At 76.0% G+C, this 15,375-nt stretch carries 13 protein-coding genes; 7 read left to right on the top strand and 6 right to left on the bottom strand.

Annotated features, from left to right (window positions below):
* Nucleotides 1-60: 60 nt before the first annotated feature.
* Together ABWI07_RS20825 and ABWI07_RS20830 are read left to right on the top strand one after the other, a co-directional pair.
* Nucleotides 61-1,026 carry an alpha/beta hydrolase gene (locus ABWI07_RS20825; RefSeq protein ID WP_149258635.1) on the top strand — a complete coding sequence of 322 codons (966 nt, stop codon included), beginning with the start codon at nucleotides 61-63 and terminating at the stop codon, nucleotides 1,024-1,026.
* On the top strand, nucleotides 1,023-1,814 hold the full coding sequence (locus ABWI07_RS20830) for an enoyl-CoA hydratase/isomerase family protein (RefSeq protein WP_149258634.1): 792 nt from the start codon (nucleotides 1,023-1,025) through the stop codon (nucleotides 1,812-1,814). Before ABWI07_RS20825 ends, ABWI07_RS20830 begins: the two co-directional genes overlap by 4 nt.
* A gap of 59 nt (nucleotides 1,815-1,873) precedes the next feature.
* Here the strand turns inward: ABWI07_RS20830 and ABWI07_RS20835 are convergent, their stop codons facing one another.
* A complete protein-coding gene (locus ABWI07_RS20835) occupies nucleotides 1,874-3,055 on the bottom strand; it encodes an acyl-CoA dehydrogenase family protein (RefSeq protein ID WP_353819533.1) in 1,182 nt (393 codons plus the stop codon).
* Nucleotides 3,056-3,227: 172 nt separating this feature from the next.
* Between ABWI07_RS20835 and ABWI07_RS20840 the strand changes: the two genes are divergently transcribed.
* The gene (locus tag ABWI07_RS20840; protein WP_353819534.1) at nucleotides 3,228-4,661 is read left to right on the top strand and encodes an aldehyde dehydrogenase family protein; all 1,434 of its coding nucleotides are present in this window, start codon (nucleotides 3,228-3,230) and stop codon (nucleotides 4,659-4,661) included.
* 3 nt (nucleotides 4,662-4,664) lie between these two features.
* On the opposite strand, the gene ABWI07_RS20845 is transcribed toward ABWI07_RS20840, so the two are convergent.
* Both ABWI07_RS20845 and ABWI07_RS20850 read right to left on the bottom strand, forming a co-directional pair.
* Entirely contained in the window at nucleotides 4,665-5,258 is a 594-nt protein-coding gene (locus ABWI07_RS20845) for a TetR/AcrR family transcriptional regulator (protein WP_149258632.1), read from the bottom strand.
* Nucleotides 5,259-5,283: 25 nt separating this feature from the next.
* Nucleotides 5,284-6,516, bottom strand: a complete 1,233-nt coding sequence (locus tag ABWI07_RS20850) for an ROK family transcriptional regulator (protein ID WP_353819535.1) — start codon at nucleotides 6,514-6,516, stop codon at nucleotides 5,284-5,286.
* Nucleotides 6,517-6,712: 196 nt separating this feature from the next.
* Here ABWI07_RS20850 and ABWI07_RS20855 point away from each other — a divergent pair, with 196 nt between their 5' ends.
* Nucleotides 6,713-9,928: an acetyl-CoA carboxylase family protein gene (locus ABWI07_RS20855; RefSeq protein WP_353819536.1), complete on the top strand. Its 3,216-nt coding sequence runs from the start codon at nucleotides 6,713-6,715 to the stop codon at nucleotides 9,926-9,928.
* Here ABWI07_RS20855 and ABWI07_RS20860 read toward each other — a convergent pair.
* Together ABWI07_RS20860 and ABWI07_RS20865 are read right to left on the bottom strand one after the other, a co-directional pair.
* On the bottom strand, nucleotides 9,861-10,706 hold the full coding sequence (locus tag ABWI07_RS20860) for an ATP-binding cassette domain-containing protein (protein ID WP_149258629.1): 846 nt from the start codon (nucleotides 10,704-10,706) through the stop codon (nucleotides 9,861-9,863). The genes ABWI07_RS20855 and ABWI07_RS20860 overlap by 68 nt on opposite strands.
* Before the next feature lie 108 nt (nucleotides 10,707-10,814).
* Nucleotides 10,815-11,618, bottom strand: coding sequence for an SDR family NAD(P)-dependent oxidoreductase (locus tag ABWI07_RS20865; protein ID WP_149258628.1), 804 nt, complete (start codon nucleotides 11,616-11,618; stop codon nucleotides 10,815-10,817).
* A 154-nt stretch (nucleotides 11,619-11,772) separates the two neighbouring features.
* Between ABWI07_RS20865 and ABWI07_RS20870 the strand changes: the two genes are divergently transcribed.
* A complete protein-coding gene (locus tag ABWI07_RS20870; protein WP_353819537.1) occupies nucleotides 11,773-13,806 on the top strand; it encodes a HelD family protein in 2,034 nt (677 codons plus the stop codon).
* Nucleotides 13,807-13,824: 18 nt separating this feature from the next.
* Here the strand turns inward: ABWI07_RS20870 and ABWI07_RS20875 are convergent, their stop codons facing one another.
* Nucleotides 13,825-14,418, bottom strand: a complete 594-nt coding sequence (locus tag ABWI07_RS20875; protein WP_353819538.1) for a TetR/AcrR family transcriptional regulator — start codon at nucleotides 14,416-14,418, stop codon at nucleotides 13,825-13,827.
* 81 nt (nucleotides 14,419-14,499) lie between these two features.
* Between ABWI07_RS20875 and ABWI07_RS20880 the strand changes: the two genes are divergently transcribed.
* Complete coding sequence (locus tag ABWI07_RS20880) at nucleotides 14,500-14,898, top strand: nuclear transport factor 2 family protein (protein WP_149258625.1); 399 nt, start codon at nucleotides 14,500-14,502, stop codon at nucleotides 14,896-14,898.
* Nucleotides 14,895-15,311: a nuclear transport factor 2 family protein gene (locus ABWI07_RS20885; protein WP_353819539.1), complete on the top strand. Its 417-nt coding sequence runs from the start codon at nucleotides 14,895-14,897 to the stop codon at nucleotides 15,309-15,311. Before ABWI07_RS20880 ends, ABWI07_RS20885 begins: the two co-directional genes overlap by 4 nt.
* The last annotated feature ends 64 nt before the right edge of the window (nucleotides 15,312-15,375 follow it).

A 15,375-nucleotide genomic window follows, 5' to 3' on the forward strand; every position in this document is an offset into this window, starting at 1 on the left:
ATCGGCGGGCCACCGGGGAGGCCGTGGGGAGGATTCCCGCCGACCCCCGGAGGCCGCCGCATGCCCCTGCACCCGCAGACCGTGAGCTTTCTGGAACTGCTCGCCTCGTGGACGGCCGCGCCGCCGGGAGGGGGCGGGGACGCCGAGCCCGCGATCGAGGAGATGCGGGAGCGGATCGGCGCGGCGTTCCCGGTCGAGCGGCGCGAGCTTCCGGAGGTCCGCGACATCGAGGTTCCCGGCCCGGGAGGGCCCGTGCCGGTGCGCCTGTACCGCCCGGAGCCGCCCGAGCGGGGGCCGCTGCCCGCCGTCGTGTACCTGCACGGCGGGGGATGGGTGCTCGGCGGCGTCGACAACGTGGACGCCTTCTGCCGCGACCTGGCGGCCGCGGCGGAGTGCGCCGTGCTGAGCGTCGGCTACCGGCTCGCCCCCGAGCACCCGTTCCCCGCGGCGGTGGACGACGCCTGGGCCGTCGTCTCGTCGGTGGCGCGCGGGCCCGGCCGGTACGGGGTGCGGCACGGGGCCGTCGCGGTCGCCGGCGACAGTGCCGGGGGCAACCTCGCCGCCGCGTGCGCGCTGCTGGCCAGGGACGCCGGGGTGCGGCTCGCCCACCAGCTGCTCGTCTACCCGGTGACCGACACGGCGATGGACACCCCGAGCTGGCGGGAGTACGGCACGGGGTACGGGCTGGACGCCGGGTCGCTCGCCCGGTTCATGGACCTCTACCGGGACGGCGCCGACCCGTCCGACCCCCGGCTCGCCCCGCTGCGCGCCGCGGACCTGGCCGGCGCCGCGCCCGCCACCGTGATCACCGCCGAGTACGACATCCTGCGCGACGAGGCCGAGGAGTACGCCCGCCGGCTCGCCGCCGCCGGCGTGCCGGCGGAGCTGCGCCGCTACGACGGCGTCGTGCACTCCTTCTTCCTGCTGCCCGAGATCTTCGACGCCGGTGCCGAGGCCGTGGAGTTCGCTGTGCGACGATTGCGCGCGGCATTCGACGACCACTCGCGGCAGGGGAGTGCGGCATGACGCGGTACGACGCGTACGAGCGGCTGAGGATCGACTGGGCGGCGGACGGGGTGCTGCGGGTCACGCTCAGCACGCCGGGCAAGCTGAACGCGGTCGACACCACCGGGCACCGCGAGCTGGCGGAGATCTGGCGGGACGCCGACGCCGACGACGAGGTGCGCGTGGTCCTCGTGCGCGGGGAGGGGACGGCGTTCTCCGCCGGCGGCGACCTCGCCATGATCGAGGAGATGATGACCGACCACGCGTCCCGCCGCCGGATCATGCGCGAGGCCCGCGACATCGTGATGAACGTGGTGAACTGCTCCAAGCCGGTGGTCAGCGCCGTGCAGGGCCCGGCGGTGGGCGCGGGGCTCGCGGTCGCGCTGCTGGCCGACGTCTCCGTCGCGGGCCGCACCGCGAAGATCATCGACGGGCACACGCGGCTGGGCGTGGCGGCCGGCGACCACGCGGCCATCGTGTGGCCGCTGCTGTGCGGGCTCGCGAAGGCCAAGTACTACCTGCTGCTCAACGACGTCCTCACCGGCGAGGAGGCCGAGCGCATCGGCCTGGTCTCGCTGTGCGTGGACGACGCGCAGGTGCACGAGCGCGCCCTGGAGATCGCCGGGCGGCTCGCCGCCGGGCCCGCCGAGGCGCTGTCGTTCACCAAGCACGCGCTGAACAACTGGCTGCGCCTCGCCGGGCCGACGTTCGACGCGTCCCTGGCGATGGAGTTCTTCGGGTTCACCGGCCCGGACGTGCGCGAGGGCGTCGCGGCGATCCGGGAGAAGCGCCCGCCCCGCTTCGGCTGAGGCGCGGCCCGGCGGTCCCCGGGGCGGCCCGGCGCCGGCCGGACCGCCCACGGCCCCGGTCAGTACGACTTGGGGAGCCCCAGCTCGTGCTGGGCGATGTGGGCGAGGACGAGTTCCTCGGCGACCGGGATGTTCTTGCCAATGCGGGCGTCCCGGAACATCCTGGCGATCGGGTACTCCAGCGAGTACGCCATGCCGCCGTGGGTCTGGAACGCGCGGTCGGCGGCCTGCCAGGCCGCGTCGGCCGCGGTGAGCTTGGCGATGTTGGCCTCCGAGCCGCACGGCCGGCCCCGGTCCCAGAGCCAGGCGGCCTTGTAGGTCATCAGCCGCGCCAGCTCCAGCTGCGCCTTGATCCGCGCGAGCGGGAACGCGATGCCCTGGTGCGCGCCGATCGGCCTGCCGAACGGGGCGCGCTCGACGGCGTACTCGCAGGCGATCCGCAGCACCAGCCCGCCGGATCCGACGCCGCCCGCGGCGGCGAGGATCCGCTCGGGGTTGAGGATGTCCCACAGGACGGCGAAGCCCTGATCGGGCTCGCCGAGGACCCGGTCCGCGGGCACGCGCACGCCGTCCAGGAAGACCATGCTGGACGCGACGGTGTTGGTGCCGAGCTTGGGGATCGGCCGGTAGGTCAGCGTGCCGTCGGCCACGGCCTTCTTGACGTCCACGAGCAGGACGGTGAAGCCGGCCGTGCGGGGCCGGGCCTCCGCGGCCGGGATCGTCCGGGTGACCAGGACGAGGAGGTCGGCGCGCTCGACGCCGGAGATCCAGATCTTCTGGCCGCTGACGACGAAGGAGTCGCCGTCGCGGCGCGCCTGGGTGGAGATGTTGATCGCGTTGCTGCCCGCGTCCGGCTCGGTGACGGCGAAGCACGTCTCGATCTCGCCGGAGACGATCTTCGGCAGGAGTTCGCGCTTCTGCTCGGCGGTGCCGTGGCGGGCGATGGTGAGCCCGCCGAACGCGGGCGTCAGCAGGTACATGAAGGACGCGGCGCCGCCCGCGCCGCCCTCGGCGAGGGCCTCCAGGGCCACCGCCAGCTCCAGCAGGCCCTGGCCCCCGCCGCCGTACTCCTCGGGGACCGCCAGGCTGTGCCAGCCGCCGTCGACCAGCTCCCGCCAGACCTCCTCCGGCCAGCGCTTGTCCGCGTCGCACCGGCTCCAGTAGTCCTGGTCGTACTTCCCGGCGACCGCCAGCACGCCCTCGCGCACCGCGGCCGCGCCCTCCGGCAGGTCGAAGTCCATCGCGCCTCCCTCGCAAGCTCCCTCGTCGACTCTCGCCCGGCTCACGGTAGCCGACCGAAGTAAGTGGTCACTGACGAGGGGTGGTCATGAACGCCGCTTCGCGGGGTAGGCGAGACGGGGACCTCGGCACCGGGGGACCGGCGGAGGGATCCGACGACGGGAAGGGGAGGCCATGCGGCCGCGCGACAGGTGGATGCTGGCCGGCGGACGGTGGAGCCAGGGGACCGGGGACGAGACGTTCACGGTGACCGATCCGGCGACCGGCGAACCGCTCGGGGTGGTGGCGGCCTCGTCGGCGGCGGACGTGGACACGGCCGTGGCGGCGGCCCGCGGCGCCGCGCCCGGCTGGGCCGCTGTGCCGGCCGCCGAGCGGGGCGCGGCGCTGCACGCGGCCGCGCGCGCGGTCGAGGAGCGCATGGACGAGCTGGCCGCCCTGGTGACCGCGGAGATGGGCAAGCCCACCGGTGACGCCCTCGGCGGCGTGGAGGCCGGCATCGGGACCCTGCGCCAGTACGCCGAACTGGGCCCGCTGCACGGCGGGCGCAGCCTCCAGGGCGGTCGGGACGCCGCCGACTTCATGGTCCGCGAGCCGTGGGGCGTCGTCGCCGCGATCACGCCGTGGAACGACCCGGTCGCGATCGCCTGCGGCCTGGTCGGCGCGGCCGTGGCGACGGGCAACACCGTCGTCCACAAGCCGTCCGAGCGGACGCCCCACACCGGCGCGATGCTCGCCGAGCTGATCGCGGGGCGCCTGCCCGACGGGGTCCTGAACATGGTCACCGGCGGCGGCGCGGTCGGCGAGGCCCTCGCCGGGCACCTGGGCGCCGACGTCGTCGCGCACGTCGGCTCCACCCGCGCCGGCCGCCGCATCGCCGAACTGGCCGCCCGGAGGGGCGCGAGGACCGTCCTGGAGAACGGCGGGGCCGACCCCCTGATCGTGGACGCCGGCGTCGACCCGGCATGGGCCGCCGAGCAGGCCGCGCTCGGCTGCTTCGCCAACGCCGGCCAGATCTGCACCTCGGTCGAGCGCGTCTACGTGCACGAGGCCGTCGCCGAGCCGTTCCTGGACGCGCTCACCGCCCGCGCGCGGGACCTGCGCATGGGGCCTGGCGCCGACCCGTCCACGGAGCTCGGGCCGCTCGTCGACGAGCGCCACCGCACCCAGGTCCACCAGCAGGTGGAGAAGGCCCTCGCCGACGGGGCGCGGGCCCTGACCGGCGCGCGCCTGCCCGGGGGACCCGGCTGCTTCTACCCGGCGACCGTGCTCGCCGGCTGCGCCGACCACATGGCGGTCATGGCGGAGGAGACCTTCGGCCCCGTCGCGCCCGTGCGCACCGTGGCCGGGTTCGAGCAGGCGCTGGAGGCCGCGCGCCGCTCCCGCTACGGCCTCGCCGCGACCGTCCTCACCCGCGACATGGCGCACGCGCAGGCAGCCTGGCGCACGCTGGACGCCGGCACCGTGAAGATCAACGCGGTGTTCGGCGGCGCTCCCGGCGGCGCCGCCACCCCGCGCCGCGCCAGCGGCCACGGGTTCGGCTACGGCCCCGGGCTCCTGGACGAGATGACCGCGGTCAAGGTCGTCCACATCCGGAGCGACGTCCCCTGACCGTCACCCGCCGTCGCGGACCGAGGGCCGCGCGGTGGCGGCCATGTAGCGGGTCACCATGCGGGCGACGAAGTGGGCGAACACCTCCGGTGGCCCGGACGGCAGCATGATGTGGCTCATCGTCAGGCGCACCGCCGCGTCGGCGATCTCGGTGAGCGCCTCCCGGTCCAGATCCGGCCACTGGCGCAGGGCGTGCTCGGCGATGCGGGCGCTGGCGGCGAACAGCACCGGCTCCGCCTGCGTGGTGAGCAGCGGCAGCATCTCGTCGCCGCCCGCGCCCGTGAGCACCGCCTTCTTCAGCTGGTCGTCGGCGGAGGTCTCCAGCGAGAACACCACCGCGGCGACCACCGCGGAGTACAGGTCGTCGTGCTCGGACAGCACGGCGTCGATGCCGTCGAGGTAGCGCTCGTTGTCGCGGATCACGACCGCCTGCGCGAGGCCCCACTTGTCGCCGAACTCGTTGTAGACGGTCTGCCGGCTGACCCCGGCGGCGGCGGCGACGTCGCGCATCCGGACGGCGCGGTAGCCGCGCTCCACCAGGAGGTCTGCCGCGGCGTCCAGCAGGGATTCGCGCACGGAACGGCCGGCGGTGCCCATGTGTCGTCGCCCTCCAGGGTGCTGGTCAGAAGACCATTATCCCCCGCGGGCCGCCGCCGGGCCATTGTGCGCCCGCCGGGTCGCCGCCGTCGAGCAGGTGCGCGAGCGGGAGGGTGGCCGCGCCGACGGCGACCGCCTCGGGACCGAGGCGGCAAAGGTCGACGGAGGTCCGCGCGAACGGGTGCCGCAGCGCGTAGGCGGCGGCCGCCGCGGTGATCCGGTCCAGCATCCGGCCGCCGATCAGCAGCCCGGCCCAGCCGCCGATGATGATCTTCTCCGGGCCGAACAGGTTGACCAGGTCGGCGATGCCCGCGCCGAGGTGCTCGGCGACGTCGTCGCGCAGGGCGGCCGCCGCCGCGGACGGGTCGGCCAGCAGCGCGGTGAGGGCCGCCTCCTCGCCCGTCCCGGCCGGGCCGCCCGCCGCCCGGTACCGTTCCCGCAGGGCGGTCGCGCCGACGTAGGCCTCCAGGCAGCCGCGGGAGCCGCACCGGCACCGCGCGCCGCCGACCCGGGACGTCGTGTGGCCCCACTCGCCCGCGCTGCCCGCCGCGCCCCGGTACGGCGAGCCGTCGATCATCACGGCGGCGCCGACCCCGGAGCCGATGAGGACGACGACGGCGTCGCGGTGCCCGCGCCCGGCGCCGAGCCACATCTCGGCCTGGCCGAGCGACGTCGCGCCGTTGTCGACGAACAGCGGCAGGCGGGTGCCCTCGCGCAGCATCCGCTCCAGCGGCACGCCGTCCCAGCCGATGGTCTGGCAGTGCACGACCGCCTCCGGGCCGTGCTCGACCACGCCGGGGACGCCCACGCCGACCCCGATGACGGACGCCGGGTCGACCGACGCGCCGTCGATCACCGCCGGCAGGCCGTCCAGGATGTGCCGGACGACGGCGCGCTCGTCGTGCCCGCCGTCCCCGAGCGGCAGGTCGGCCTTGGCGAGCCGGGTCAGCGCCAGGTCGAACAGCTCGACCACCACGCGCGTCTCGCCGACGTCGACGCCGACGAGGTGGCCGTACCCGGCCGCGGCCTTCAGCAGCACCCGCGGTCGGCCGCCGTCGGACTCGACGCTGCCCGCCTCCACGACGAGCCCGGCGCCGATCAGCTCGCTGACCACGTTGCTGACCGAGGCCGGGCTGAGCCCGGTCTCGCGGGCGAGGTCCTGGCGGCTGAGCGGCCCGTCGAAGTACAGCCGCCGCAGCAGCACCGACCGGTTGGCGCGGCGCAGGTCGCGCACGGTCCTCCGGCGCCGTTCCGGCATCGGCCCCCCTCGTCCCGCGGCAGGTCGCCTCCCCGCGGCCTCCCAGGTCGTGACCCGCCATTATGTCCGCTTGGAAGACGGTGGGGAACAGGCCCCGATCCCGTCGTCCGCGCGCGCCGGGGCATCCGGGCGCGGCCCCCCGCGCCCCGCTCTCTAGAGTGAGGGCCGACCGGCTCAGGCGAGGTGAGGAGGCCGGGTGGGCGGGATCCTTGTGGCCAACCGGGGAGAGGTCGCGCTGCGGGTCGTCCGGGCCGCGGCCGAGCTGGGGCTGCGGACGGTCGCCGTGCGCACCCGCGACGACGCGGCCTCACCGCACACCAGACGCGCCGACGAGACGCGCGTCCTGCCCGGCGAGGGCGCCGCGGGATACCTCGACGCGGACGCGCTCATCGCCGCCGCCAAGGACGCCGGCGCCACCGCCGTCCACCCCGGCTACGGCTTCCTGAGCGAGAACGCGGGCTTCGCCGCCGGCTGCGCCGCGGCCGGGCTCACCTTCGTCGGGCCGCCGCCGGCGCTGCTGGAGCTGTTCGGCGACAAGACCGCGTCGCGCGGCCTGGCACGGGAGGCGGGCGTCCCCGTGGCCCCCGGCACGCCCGGCGCCGTGAGTCCCGCCGGCGCGGAGGCGTTCGCCCGCGAGCACGGCGCCGTCGTGCTCAAGGCGCTCGCGGGCGGCGGCGGGCGCGGCATGCGCGTCGTCACCGATCCCGCGGCGGTGGCGGACGCCTACGAGCGGTGCCGGTCGGAGGCGCTCGCCTCCTTCGGCAGCGGCGAGCTGTACGCCGAGAAGCACGTGCCGAGCGCGCGCCACATCGAGGTCCAGGTCGCGGGCGACGGGTCCGGCGCCGTCACCCACCTGTGGGAGCGCGACTGCAGCGTCCAGCGCCGCCACCAGAAGCTGATCGAGATCGCCCCCGCGCCGGCGCTGCCCGGAGCCGTCAGGGACGCGCTGCTGGACGCCGCGCTGCGTCTGGCGGCCCGGGTCCGCTACGCCGGGCTCGGCACCTTCGAGTTCCTCGTCGACGGCGAGGAGTTCTGGTTCCTGGAGGCCAACCCGAGGCTCCAGGTCGAGCACACCGTCACCGAGGAGATCACCGGCGTCGACCTGGTGAAGGCGCAGATCAGGCTGGCGATGGGGGAGGACCTCGCCGGGGTGGGCCTGGCCGCGCCGCCGCCGGCGACCGGCTGCGCCGTCCAGGTGCGCGTCAACGCCGAGACGATCGCCGCGGACGGGACGCCGCGCCCGAGCGCCGGGACGCTCACCGCGTTCGCGCCGCCGTCCGGTCCCGGCGTGCGCGTCGACACCCACGGGTACGCCGGCTACCGCACCAGCCCGCGCTACGACCCGCTGCTCGCCAAGGTCATCGCCCGCGCCGAGGACCTGTCCTCGGCCGCCGCCCGAGCCCACGGCGCGCTCGGCGAGTTCGAGATCGCGGGCGTCGCCACGAGCATCCCGCTGCTGCAGGGCGTGCTGCGCCACCCCGGATTCACCGCCGGCGGGGCCCGCACGTCCTTCGTCGCCGACCACCTGCCCGAACTGCTGGAGAGCGAGCACCGCCGGTACTACGTCGAGACGGCCCCGGCCGCCGGAGCGCCCCAGGCGCCGGCCGCCCCGGACGCGCCGCCCGGCACGGTCGCCGTCCCCGCGCCGATGCAGGGGACGGTCGTGAGCGTGGAGGTGTCCGAAGGCGACCTCGTCCGGGCGGGCGCGCCGGTGCTGGTCCTCGAGGCCATGAAGATGGAGCACGTCGTCCGCGCGGGGGAGGCGGGCATCGTCCGGGCTCTTGCCGCGGCGCCCGGCGAGACCGTCGCCGAGGGCGCGCCGCTGCTGTTCACCGAGCCCGCCGAGGCGGGCGGCGACCACGCCGCCGAGGACGGGGCGGCCGACCTGGACCTCATCCGCGCCGACCTCGCCGAAACACTGCGCCGCCACGAGACCGGGCTCGACGCCGCCCGCCCCGAGGCGGTCGCCAAGCGGCACGCGCGCGGCCGCCGCACCGCGCGGGAGAACATCGGCGACCTGTGCGACCCCGGCACGTTCGTCGAGTACGGCGCCCTCGCCATCGCCGCGCAGCGGCAGCGCCGCTCCCTGGACGACCTCATCGAGCGCACGCCCGCCGACGGCATGGTCTGCGGCATCGGGGACGTCGACGGCGCGCAGGCGGTCGTCATGTCCTACGACTACACGGTCCTCGCCGGGACGCAGGGCCACCAGAACCACCGCAAGACCGACCGGATGCTCGACATCGCCCACCGCCGCCGCCTGCCGGTGGTGCTGTTCGCCGAGGGCGGCGGGGGACGCCCCGGCGACACCGACACCACCGCCGTCTCCGGCCTGGACGTGACGACGTTCCACGCGATGGGGCGGCTCAGCGGCGCCGTCCCGTCGGTGGGCATCGCGAGCGGGCGCTGCTTCGCGGGGAACGCGGCCCTGCTCGGCTGCTGCGACGTCATCGTCGCCACCCGCGACGCCAACATCGGCATGGGCGGCCCCGCCATGATCGAGGGCGGCGGCCTCGGCGTCTTCACGCCCGAGGAGATCGGCCCGGTCGGCGACCAGGAACCGAACGGCGTCATCGACATCGTGGTGGACGACGAGGCCGAGGCGGTCCGGGCGGCCCGCCGCTACCTGTCCTACTTCCGGGGCCCGGTGGACGACTGGACCTGCGACGACCAGCGGATCCTGCGGCACGTCGTCCCGGAGAACCGGATGCGCGCCTACGACGTCCGCCGCGCCGTCGCCCACCTCGCCGACAACGGGTCGGTGCTGGAGCTGCGCCGGGCGTTCGGCGTCGGGATCATCACCGCGCTGATGCGGATCGAGGGCCGCCCGCTGGGCCTGATCGCCAGCAACCCGGCGCACCTCGGCGGCGCCATCGACCGCGACGCCGCCGACAAGGCCGCCCGGTTCCTGCAGCTGTGCGACGCGCACGGCCTGCCGGTCGTGTCGCTGTGCGACACCCCGGGCTTCATGGTCGGCCCGGACGCCGAGCGCACCGCCACCGTCCGGCACTTCAGCCGCCTGTTCGTCATCGGCGCCAACCTGCGCGTCCCGATCGTCACGGTCGTCCTCCGCAAGGGGTACGGGCTCGGCGCGCAGGCCATGGCGGGCGGCGGGTTCAAGGCGCCGCTCGCGACCCTCGCCTGGCCCACCGGTGAGATCGGCGGCATGGGGCTGGAGGGCGCCGTCCGGCTCGGGTTTCGCAAGGAGCTGGAAGCCGCCGAGGACCCGCAGGCGATGTTCGAGCAGATGGTCGCCGCCGCCTACGAGTACGGCAAGGCGCTCCACGCCGCCACGGTGTTCGAGCTGGACGACGTCATCGACCCGGCCGAGACGCGGCGGTGGATCACCGCAGTGCTGGCCGCCGCACCGCCGGCCGACGACCGTCCCCGCCCGTGGATCGACACGTGGTGAGGTCCGGGCCGGCGCGGTAGGCGTCGCGCACCCGGGGATCGGCCCGCACCTCCGCCGGGGGGCCGGCCGCGATCATCCTGCCGCCGTCGAGCACGTGCAGGACGTCGCACACCCCGAGCAGGGCCTCGATCTCTTCCTCGACGACCAGCACCGCGAGCCCCTCCTCGGCCAGGTCCCGGAGCAAGACCTCCAGCGCCCGCGCGTGCCGCACCGGAAGGCCCGCCCACGGCTCGTCCAGCACGAGCACGGCCGGTTCGGCGGCGAGGGCCCGCGCCAGGTCCACCAGCCCGGCGACGCCGGGCGGCGCGTCGCGGACGGGCGTGTCCGCATGGTCCTCGATGCCGAGGCGGGCGAGGAGGGCGGCGGCGACGGCGCCCGCGCCGCGGCGCGCGTCCCAGCGGCGCCGCCACCGGTCCCGCGCCGTGCGGCCCGGGTGCTCCCGCGTCATCGCGTGCCTGGCCGCGGCGGCCTGGACGCTCTCGCGCACGGTCGCCGCGCCCGCCGCGCCCGTCTGCTGGAAGGTGCGGGCGATGCCGCGCCGGGCCCGCTCCCGCGCCGCGCTGCGGGTCAGGTCGGCGCCGTCCAGCAGCACGCTCCCCGCCGCCGGGCGCCGCAGCCCCGTGATCACGTCGCAGAGCGTCGTCTTGCCCGCGCCGCTCGGGCCGGCGAGGCCGGTGACCGCGCCGGACGGGACGGTGAGCCCCGCCCCGTCGACCGCCGTCAGCCGCCCGAACCGGACCGTCACGTCGCGCACCCGCAGGCCCCGCGCAGCGGCCATGGCACCCGCCCCCTCGCGCCTCGTGTGATGTGGATCACTGGGAGGCCACACCCTACTGAGGGAGCGCGGGCGGCGGCAACGGACCGCGGAGGGTCAGGGCGCCGCGGGTCAGGACGGGTGCGTCGCCAGGCGGTCGCGGGTCCACTCCTTGACCCCGGCGACGAACGCCTCGACGTCGGCGGCCTTGCCGGAGGCCATCTCGCCGAACCAGTCGGGCACGTACCGCTCGAACCGCCCGCTCTCCAGGACCTCCAGCACGGCAGCGGCCACCTCCTGCGGCGGCAGGGCGTCCGACACGTCGCTGAGCGGCGGCTCGTTGCCGGGGAGGGTGAACAGCTCCGTCCCGGCGATGAGCGCGGGCTGGATCACGTGGACCCCCACGCCCGTCCCGTCCAGGTCGACCGCCATGCTCTCCCAGAACGCCGTGAGCGCGGCCTTGGACGCGGAGTAGGCCGCCTCGTGCGGCGGGCCGAGCCGCGCCGCGACCGAGCCGACCGCCACCAGGTGCCCCCCGCCGCGCGCGAGCATGCCGGGCAGCAGCGCCAGCGTGAGCCGCACGGGGGACAGGTAGTTGAGCCGCATCGCCTCGTCGGCGTCGGCGGCCGAGAGGTCCTGGACGCGGCGCCGCTTCGGCATCCCCGCGTTGTTGACCAGCACGTCGACGCCGCCGAGCTCGCGCTCGGCCTCCGCGGCGAGGTCGGCGACCGCGTCGAGGTCGGCGAGGTCGGCCGCCCACATCGCCGACTCCGGGGCGTGCTCGCGGCACCGGGACAGCACCTCCGAGAGCCTGTCCTTGCGCCGCGCCACCAGGCCGACCCGGGCCCCGGCGGCGGCGAGCGCCTCCGCCACCACGGCGCCGATGCCCGACGAGGCTCCCGTGACCAGAGCGGACCGTCCGGTGAGAGTCGCCATGCGTACCAACGTCACACACCCCGCGCCCACCGGCAAGGCGCAGCGCCGCCGCCCCCGGAAGCGCGTCCCGTGAAATGTCCAGCGCCGCCCGCTCCGGATCGGTAAGGTCGTGGGTTTCGCCCCCCACCACCCTCGCAGCCGGAGGTCTGTCCGCATGCCCGCCGAGCCCGCCGACCCTTCCGAAACCGCGGTCCTCGCAGCCGAACGCGCCCACCTCGCCGAGTCCCGCGCCGCGCTGCGCCGGATGCGCGAGCACGCCGAAGGCCTCAGCGCCGACGTCGCCGCCGACTGGGTCTCCAAGCAGTTCCTCGAGTCGCTCCTCGACCAGCGGGTCAGAGCGCTCGCCGACCACCCCGGAACCCCGCTGTTCTTCGGCCGGATGGACCGCGGCGGCGAGGCCGGCCCCGACCTCCCCGCCGTGATGTACGTGGGGCGGCGGCACGTCCACGACGGCGACGAGGGGCGGCCCCTCGTCCTGGACTGGCGGGCCCCCGTGTCGCGGGCCTTCTACCAGGCCGGACCGGCGGACCCGATGGGCTGGCGGCTGCGCCGGCGCTTCGGCTTCCGGGCCGGCGAGCTGACCGCGTTCGAGGACGAGCCCCTCGACGGTGGCGGCACGCCGCCGGGGACGGGCCCGTCCCGGATCCTGACCGAGGAGATCGAGCGGCCCCGGACCGGCCCGATGCGCGACATCGTCGCCACCATCCAGCCCGAGCAGGACGTGATCGTCCGCGCCGACCTGCCCCGCAGCGTCTGCGTCCAGGGCGCGCCCGGCACCGGCAAGACGGCCGTCGGGCTGCACCGCGCCGCCTACCTGCTGTTCACGCACCGGGAGCGGTTGTCGCGGTCCGGCGTCCTCATCGTCGGACCGAACCGCGCGTTCCTCGCCTACATCGCGGCGGTGCTGCCCGCGCTCGGCGAGGTCCGGGTCGAGCAGGCCACCATCGACGACCTGCTCGGCCCGCCGCTGGCCGGCGAGCCCGCGGATACGGCCGCCCTCAAGGGCGACGCCCGGATGGCCGACGTGCTGCGCAAGGCGCTGTGGCTGCACGTCCGCAAACCGGAGGAGGGGCTCGTCGTCACCCGGGGCGCGGCGCGATACCGGCTCGCCGACCACGAGATCCGCGAGACCGCCGCCGCGCTGCGCGGGACGACCCGCTACGGCGCGGGCCGGGCCGCGTTCGCGCAGCGGCTCGCGCACCAGGTCCTCGTGCGGATGGAGCGGCGCGGCGAGGCCCCCGACGACCGCGTCCAGGACCAGGTCGCGCGGAGCAGGCCGGTCAGGCAGGTCCTCGACGCGGTGTGGCCGAAGGTGACCCCCGAGCAGGTCCTGCACCGGCTGCTGTCGGACGCCGAGCTGCTGCGCAGGGCCGCGAAGGGGGTGCTGGACGAGGACGAGCAGGCCGTCCTCCTGCGGGGCAAGGCCGCCCGCTCGCACCGCTCCGCCAAGTGGACCGCCGCCGACCGGGCCCTCCTGGACGAGCTGAACGACCTCATCGAGCGCACCGCCTCGCTCGGCCACCTGGTGGTGGACGAGGCGCAGGACCTGTCCGCCATGCAGTTGCGGGCGCTCGGCCGCCGTTGCGCGACGGGCTCGGCGACCGTCCTCGGCGACCTCGCGCAGGGAACGACCGCGTGGTCGGCGCGCTCGTGGAAGGAGGTCCTCACCCACCTCGGGCAGGACGGGCAGGTCACCGAGCTGACCCTCGGGTTCCGCGTTCCGGGGACCGTCCTCGACTTCGCCGCCCGCCTGCTCCCGCACGTCGCGCCCGACCTGGAGCGGCCGCGCTCGCTGCGCCCCGGCGCCGGGGCGCTCACCGTGCGGCGCGTCCCCGACGTCGTCGCCGGGGCGGCCGAGGCCGCGCGCGCCGCCCTCGCCCGCCCCGGCTCGGTCGGCCTGATCGTCCCGGACGCGCGGGCGGACGAGCACGAGGCGGCGCTGGAGGCCGCCGGGCTGGAGCACGAGGTCCTCGGGCCCGAGTCCGAGGGCACCGGACGGCTGCTGGTGGTGCCCGCGACCCTGGCCAAGGGCCTGGAGTACGACCATGTGGTCGTCGCCGAGCCCGCCGCCATCGCCGCCGCCGAGGCGCGCGGCCTCGCCCGCCTGTACGTGGTGCTGACCCGCGCCGTCACCACGCTGACCGTGCTCCACGAGGCCGACCTCCCCGCCGAGCTGGCGGAACCGTAGCCGGCGGCCGGGCGGCCCCTACGTCCGGCCCGCCGCCCGGTCCCGGCACTCCCGCGGGCGCAGCCCGTCGAAGGCGATGCGGAGGACGTCGTCGCGGGCCCCGGCGCGTCCGGCGGCGTAGGACATGCCGGCCAGCAGCGCCATGACCTCGCCGGGGCCGACGTCGGCCCGGACGGCGCCGGCGTCCTGCGCCCGTTCGAGGAGGACCCCGATGGCGGCCCTCAGGCCCGGCCCGGCGCGCCCGGTGGCCTCCCGGGCGTCGACGCCGACCTCGGCCAGCGCCTCGGTGACGGCCTGCTTGGTCGCCGCCTGCGAGACCACCCGGGAGAAGAAGCCGAAGAACGCGGCTCCCGGGTCGGCCGCGGACCGCAACTCCCGCGCCTCGGCCGCCAGCCGTTCCAGCAGCGCGACGAGCACTGCTTCCAGCAGCGACTCCTTGGTGGGGAAGTGCCGGAACACCGTGCCGATGCCGACGCCCGCCTTGCGCGCCACCTCCTCGGTGGGGGCGGAGGTCCCCTGGACGGCGAAGACCTCCTCGGCCGCGGCGAGGACCTTGGCGCGGTTGCGCAGGGCGTCGGCGCGCAGCGGTCTGCCGGAGGCGGGTGCAGTCATCGCGGCCTTCCGTTGACAAGTGGAGTATCGGCTCCGTATTTTCTCATCCGGAGCACGTACTCCGATTGTAGGGGAGATCGCATGTCAGAGTTCGCCAGCCCCCGGGCCGTCTTCCAGCGGCTGATCGACGGGATCATCGCGCGGCGGCCGGAGGGGCTGCCGCAGCTCTACGCGAAGGACGCGGTGGTCGTGCACCCGTTCGCCCACCCGGCCTCGCGCCTGGAGGGCCGCGAGGCGCTGCGCCGGCACTTCGCCCGGCTGGAGACGCTGCCGGTGGAGATGCAGGCGCGCAACATCGTGGTGCACCAGACCGCCGACCCCGAGGTGATCATCGCGGAGTTCGAGTACGCGGGCCGCAACACCGAGAACGGGCGGGAGTTCGTCGTGCCGAACATCTTCGTCCTGCGGGTGCGCGACGGGCACATCGTGGAGTCCCGCGACTACGCCCACCACCGCGCTTTCGAGGAGGCGATGGCGTGACGGCTCCGGGCGCCCCGACCCCCCGCGAGGTGTTCGCGCGGCTCAGCGCGGGCATCTCGGCCGGGCGCTGGGACGAGCTCGCCGTCCTCTACGCCGAGGACGCGGTCGTCGAGCAGCCGTTCGCCCTCCCGCCCGCGCCGCCGCGCCTGGAGGGGCGCGCAGAGATAGACCGGCACTTCCGCGCCGCCGCGCGGGGGCCCCTCGAACTGCGCGCCCGCGACGTGGTGGTGCACGAGACCGCCGACCCCGAGGTGATCGTCGCGGAGTTCGGCTACGACGGCCGCGTGGTCCCCCCGGGCCGCGCGTTCCGGGTCGCCAACATCCAGGTGCTGCGGGTGCGCGACGGGCTGATCGCCGAGACCCGCGACTACCACGACCATCCGGCCTTCGCGCGGGCGATGCGGGACGGCTGAGCCGGGGGACGGGCCGAGCGGGACCCGGTGCGGACATGCCGTGCCGGGGGAGAGTCGTCCGGAA

The organism is Actinomadura sp. NPDC000600 (assembly GCF_040492135.1).
In the GTDB taxonomy this organism is placed as follows: domain Bacteria; phylum Actinomycetota; class Actinomycetes; order Streptosporangiales; family Streptosporangiaceae; genus Spirillospora.

Bases quoted from the DNA above. Each gene is read 5' to 3' on its own strand.
- ABWI07_RS20825 (WP_149258635.1), top strand. From the start codon at position 61: ATGCCCCTGCACCCGCAGACCGTGAGCTTTCTGGAACTGCTCGCCTCG.
- ABWI07_RS20830 (WP_149258634.1), top strand. From the start codon at position 1,023: ATGACGCGGTACGACGCGTACGAGCGGCTGAGGATCGACTGGGCGGCG.
- ABWI07_RS20835 (WP_353819533.1), bottom strand. From the start codon at position 3,055: ATGGACTTCGACCTGCCGGAGGGCGCGGCCGCGGTGCGCGAGGGCGTG.
- ABWI07_RS20840 (WP_353819534.1), top strand. From the start codon at position 3,228: ATGCGGCCGCGCGACAGGTGGATGCTGGCCGGCGGACGGTGGAGCCAG.
- ABWI07_RS20845 (WP_149258632.1), bottom strand. From the start codon at position 5,258: ATGGGCACCGCCGGCCGTTCCGTGCGCGAATCCCTGCTGGACGCCGCG.
- ABWI07_RS20850 (WP_353819535.1), bottom strand. From the start codon at position 6,516: ATGCCGGAACGGCGCCGGAGGACCGTGCGCGACCTGCGCCGCGCCAAC.
- ABWI07_RS20860 (WP_149258629.1), bottom strand. From the start codon at position 10,706: ATGGCCGCTGCGCGGGGCCTGCGGGTGCGCGACGTGACGGTCCGGTTC.
- ABWI07_RS20865 (WP_149258628.1), bottom strand. From the start codon at position 11,618: ATGGCGACTCTCACCGGACGGTCCGCTCTGGTCACGGGAGCCTCGTCG.
- ABWI07_RS20870 (WP_353819537.1), top strand. From the start codon at position 11,773: ATGCCCGCCGAGCCCGCCGACCCTTCCGAAACCGCGGTCCTCGCAGCC.
- ABWI07_RS20875 (WP_353819538.1), bottom strand. From the start codon at position 14,418: ATGACTGCACCCGCCTCCGGCAGACCGCTGCGCGCCGACGCCCTGCGC.
- ABWI07_RS20880 (WP_149258625.1), top strand. From the start codon at position 14,500: ATGTCAGAGTTCGCCAGCCCCCGGGCCGTCTTCCAGCGGCTGATCGAC.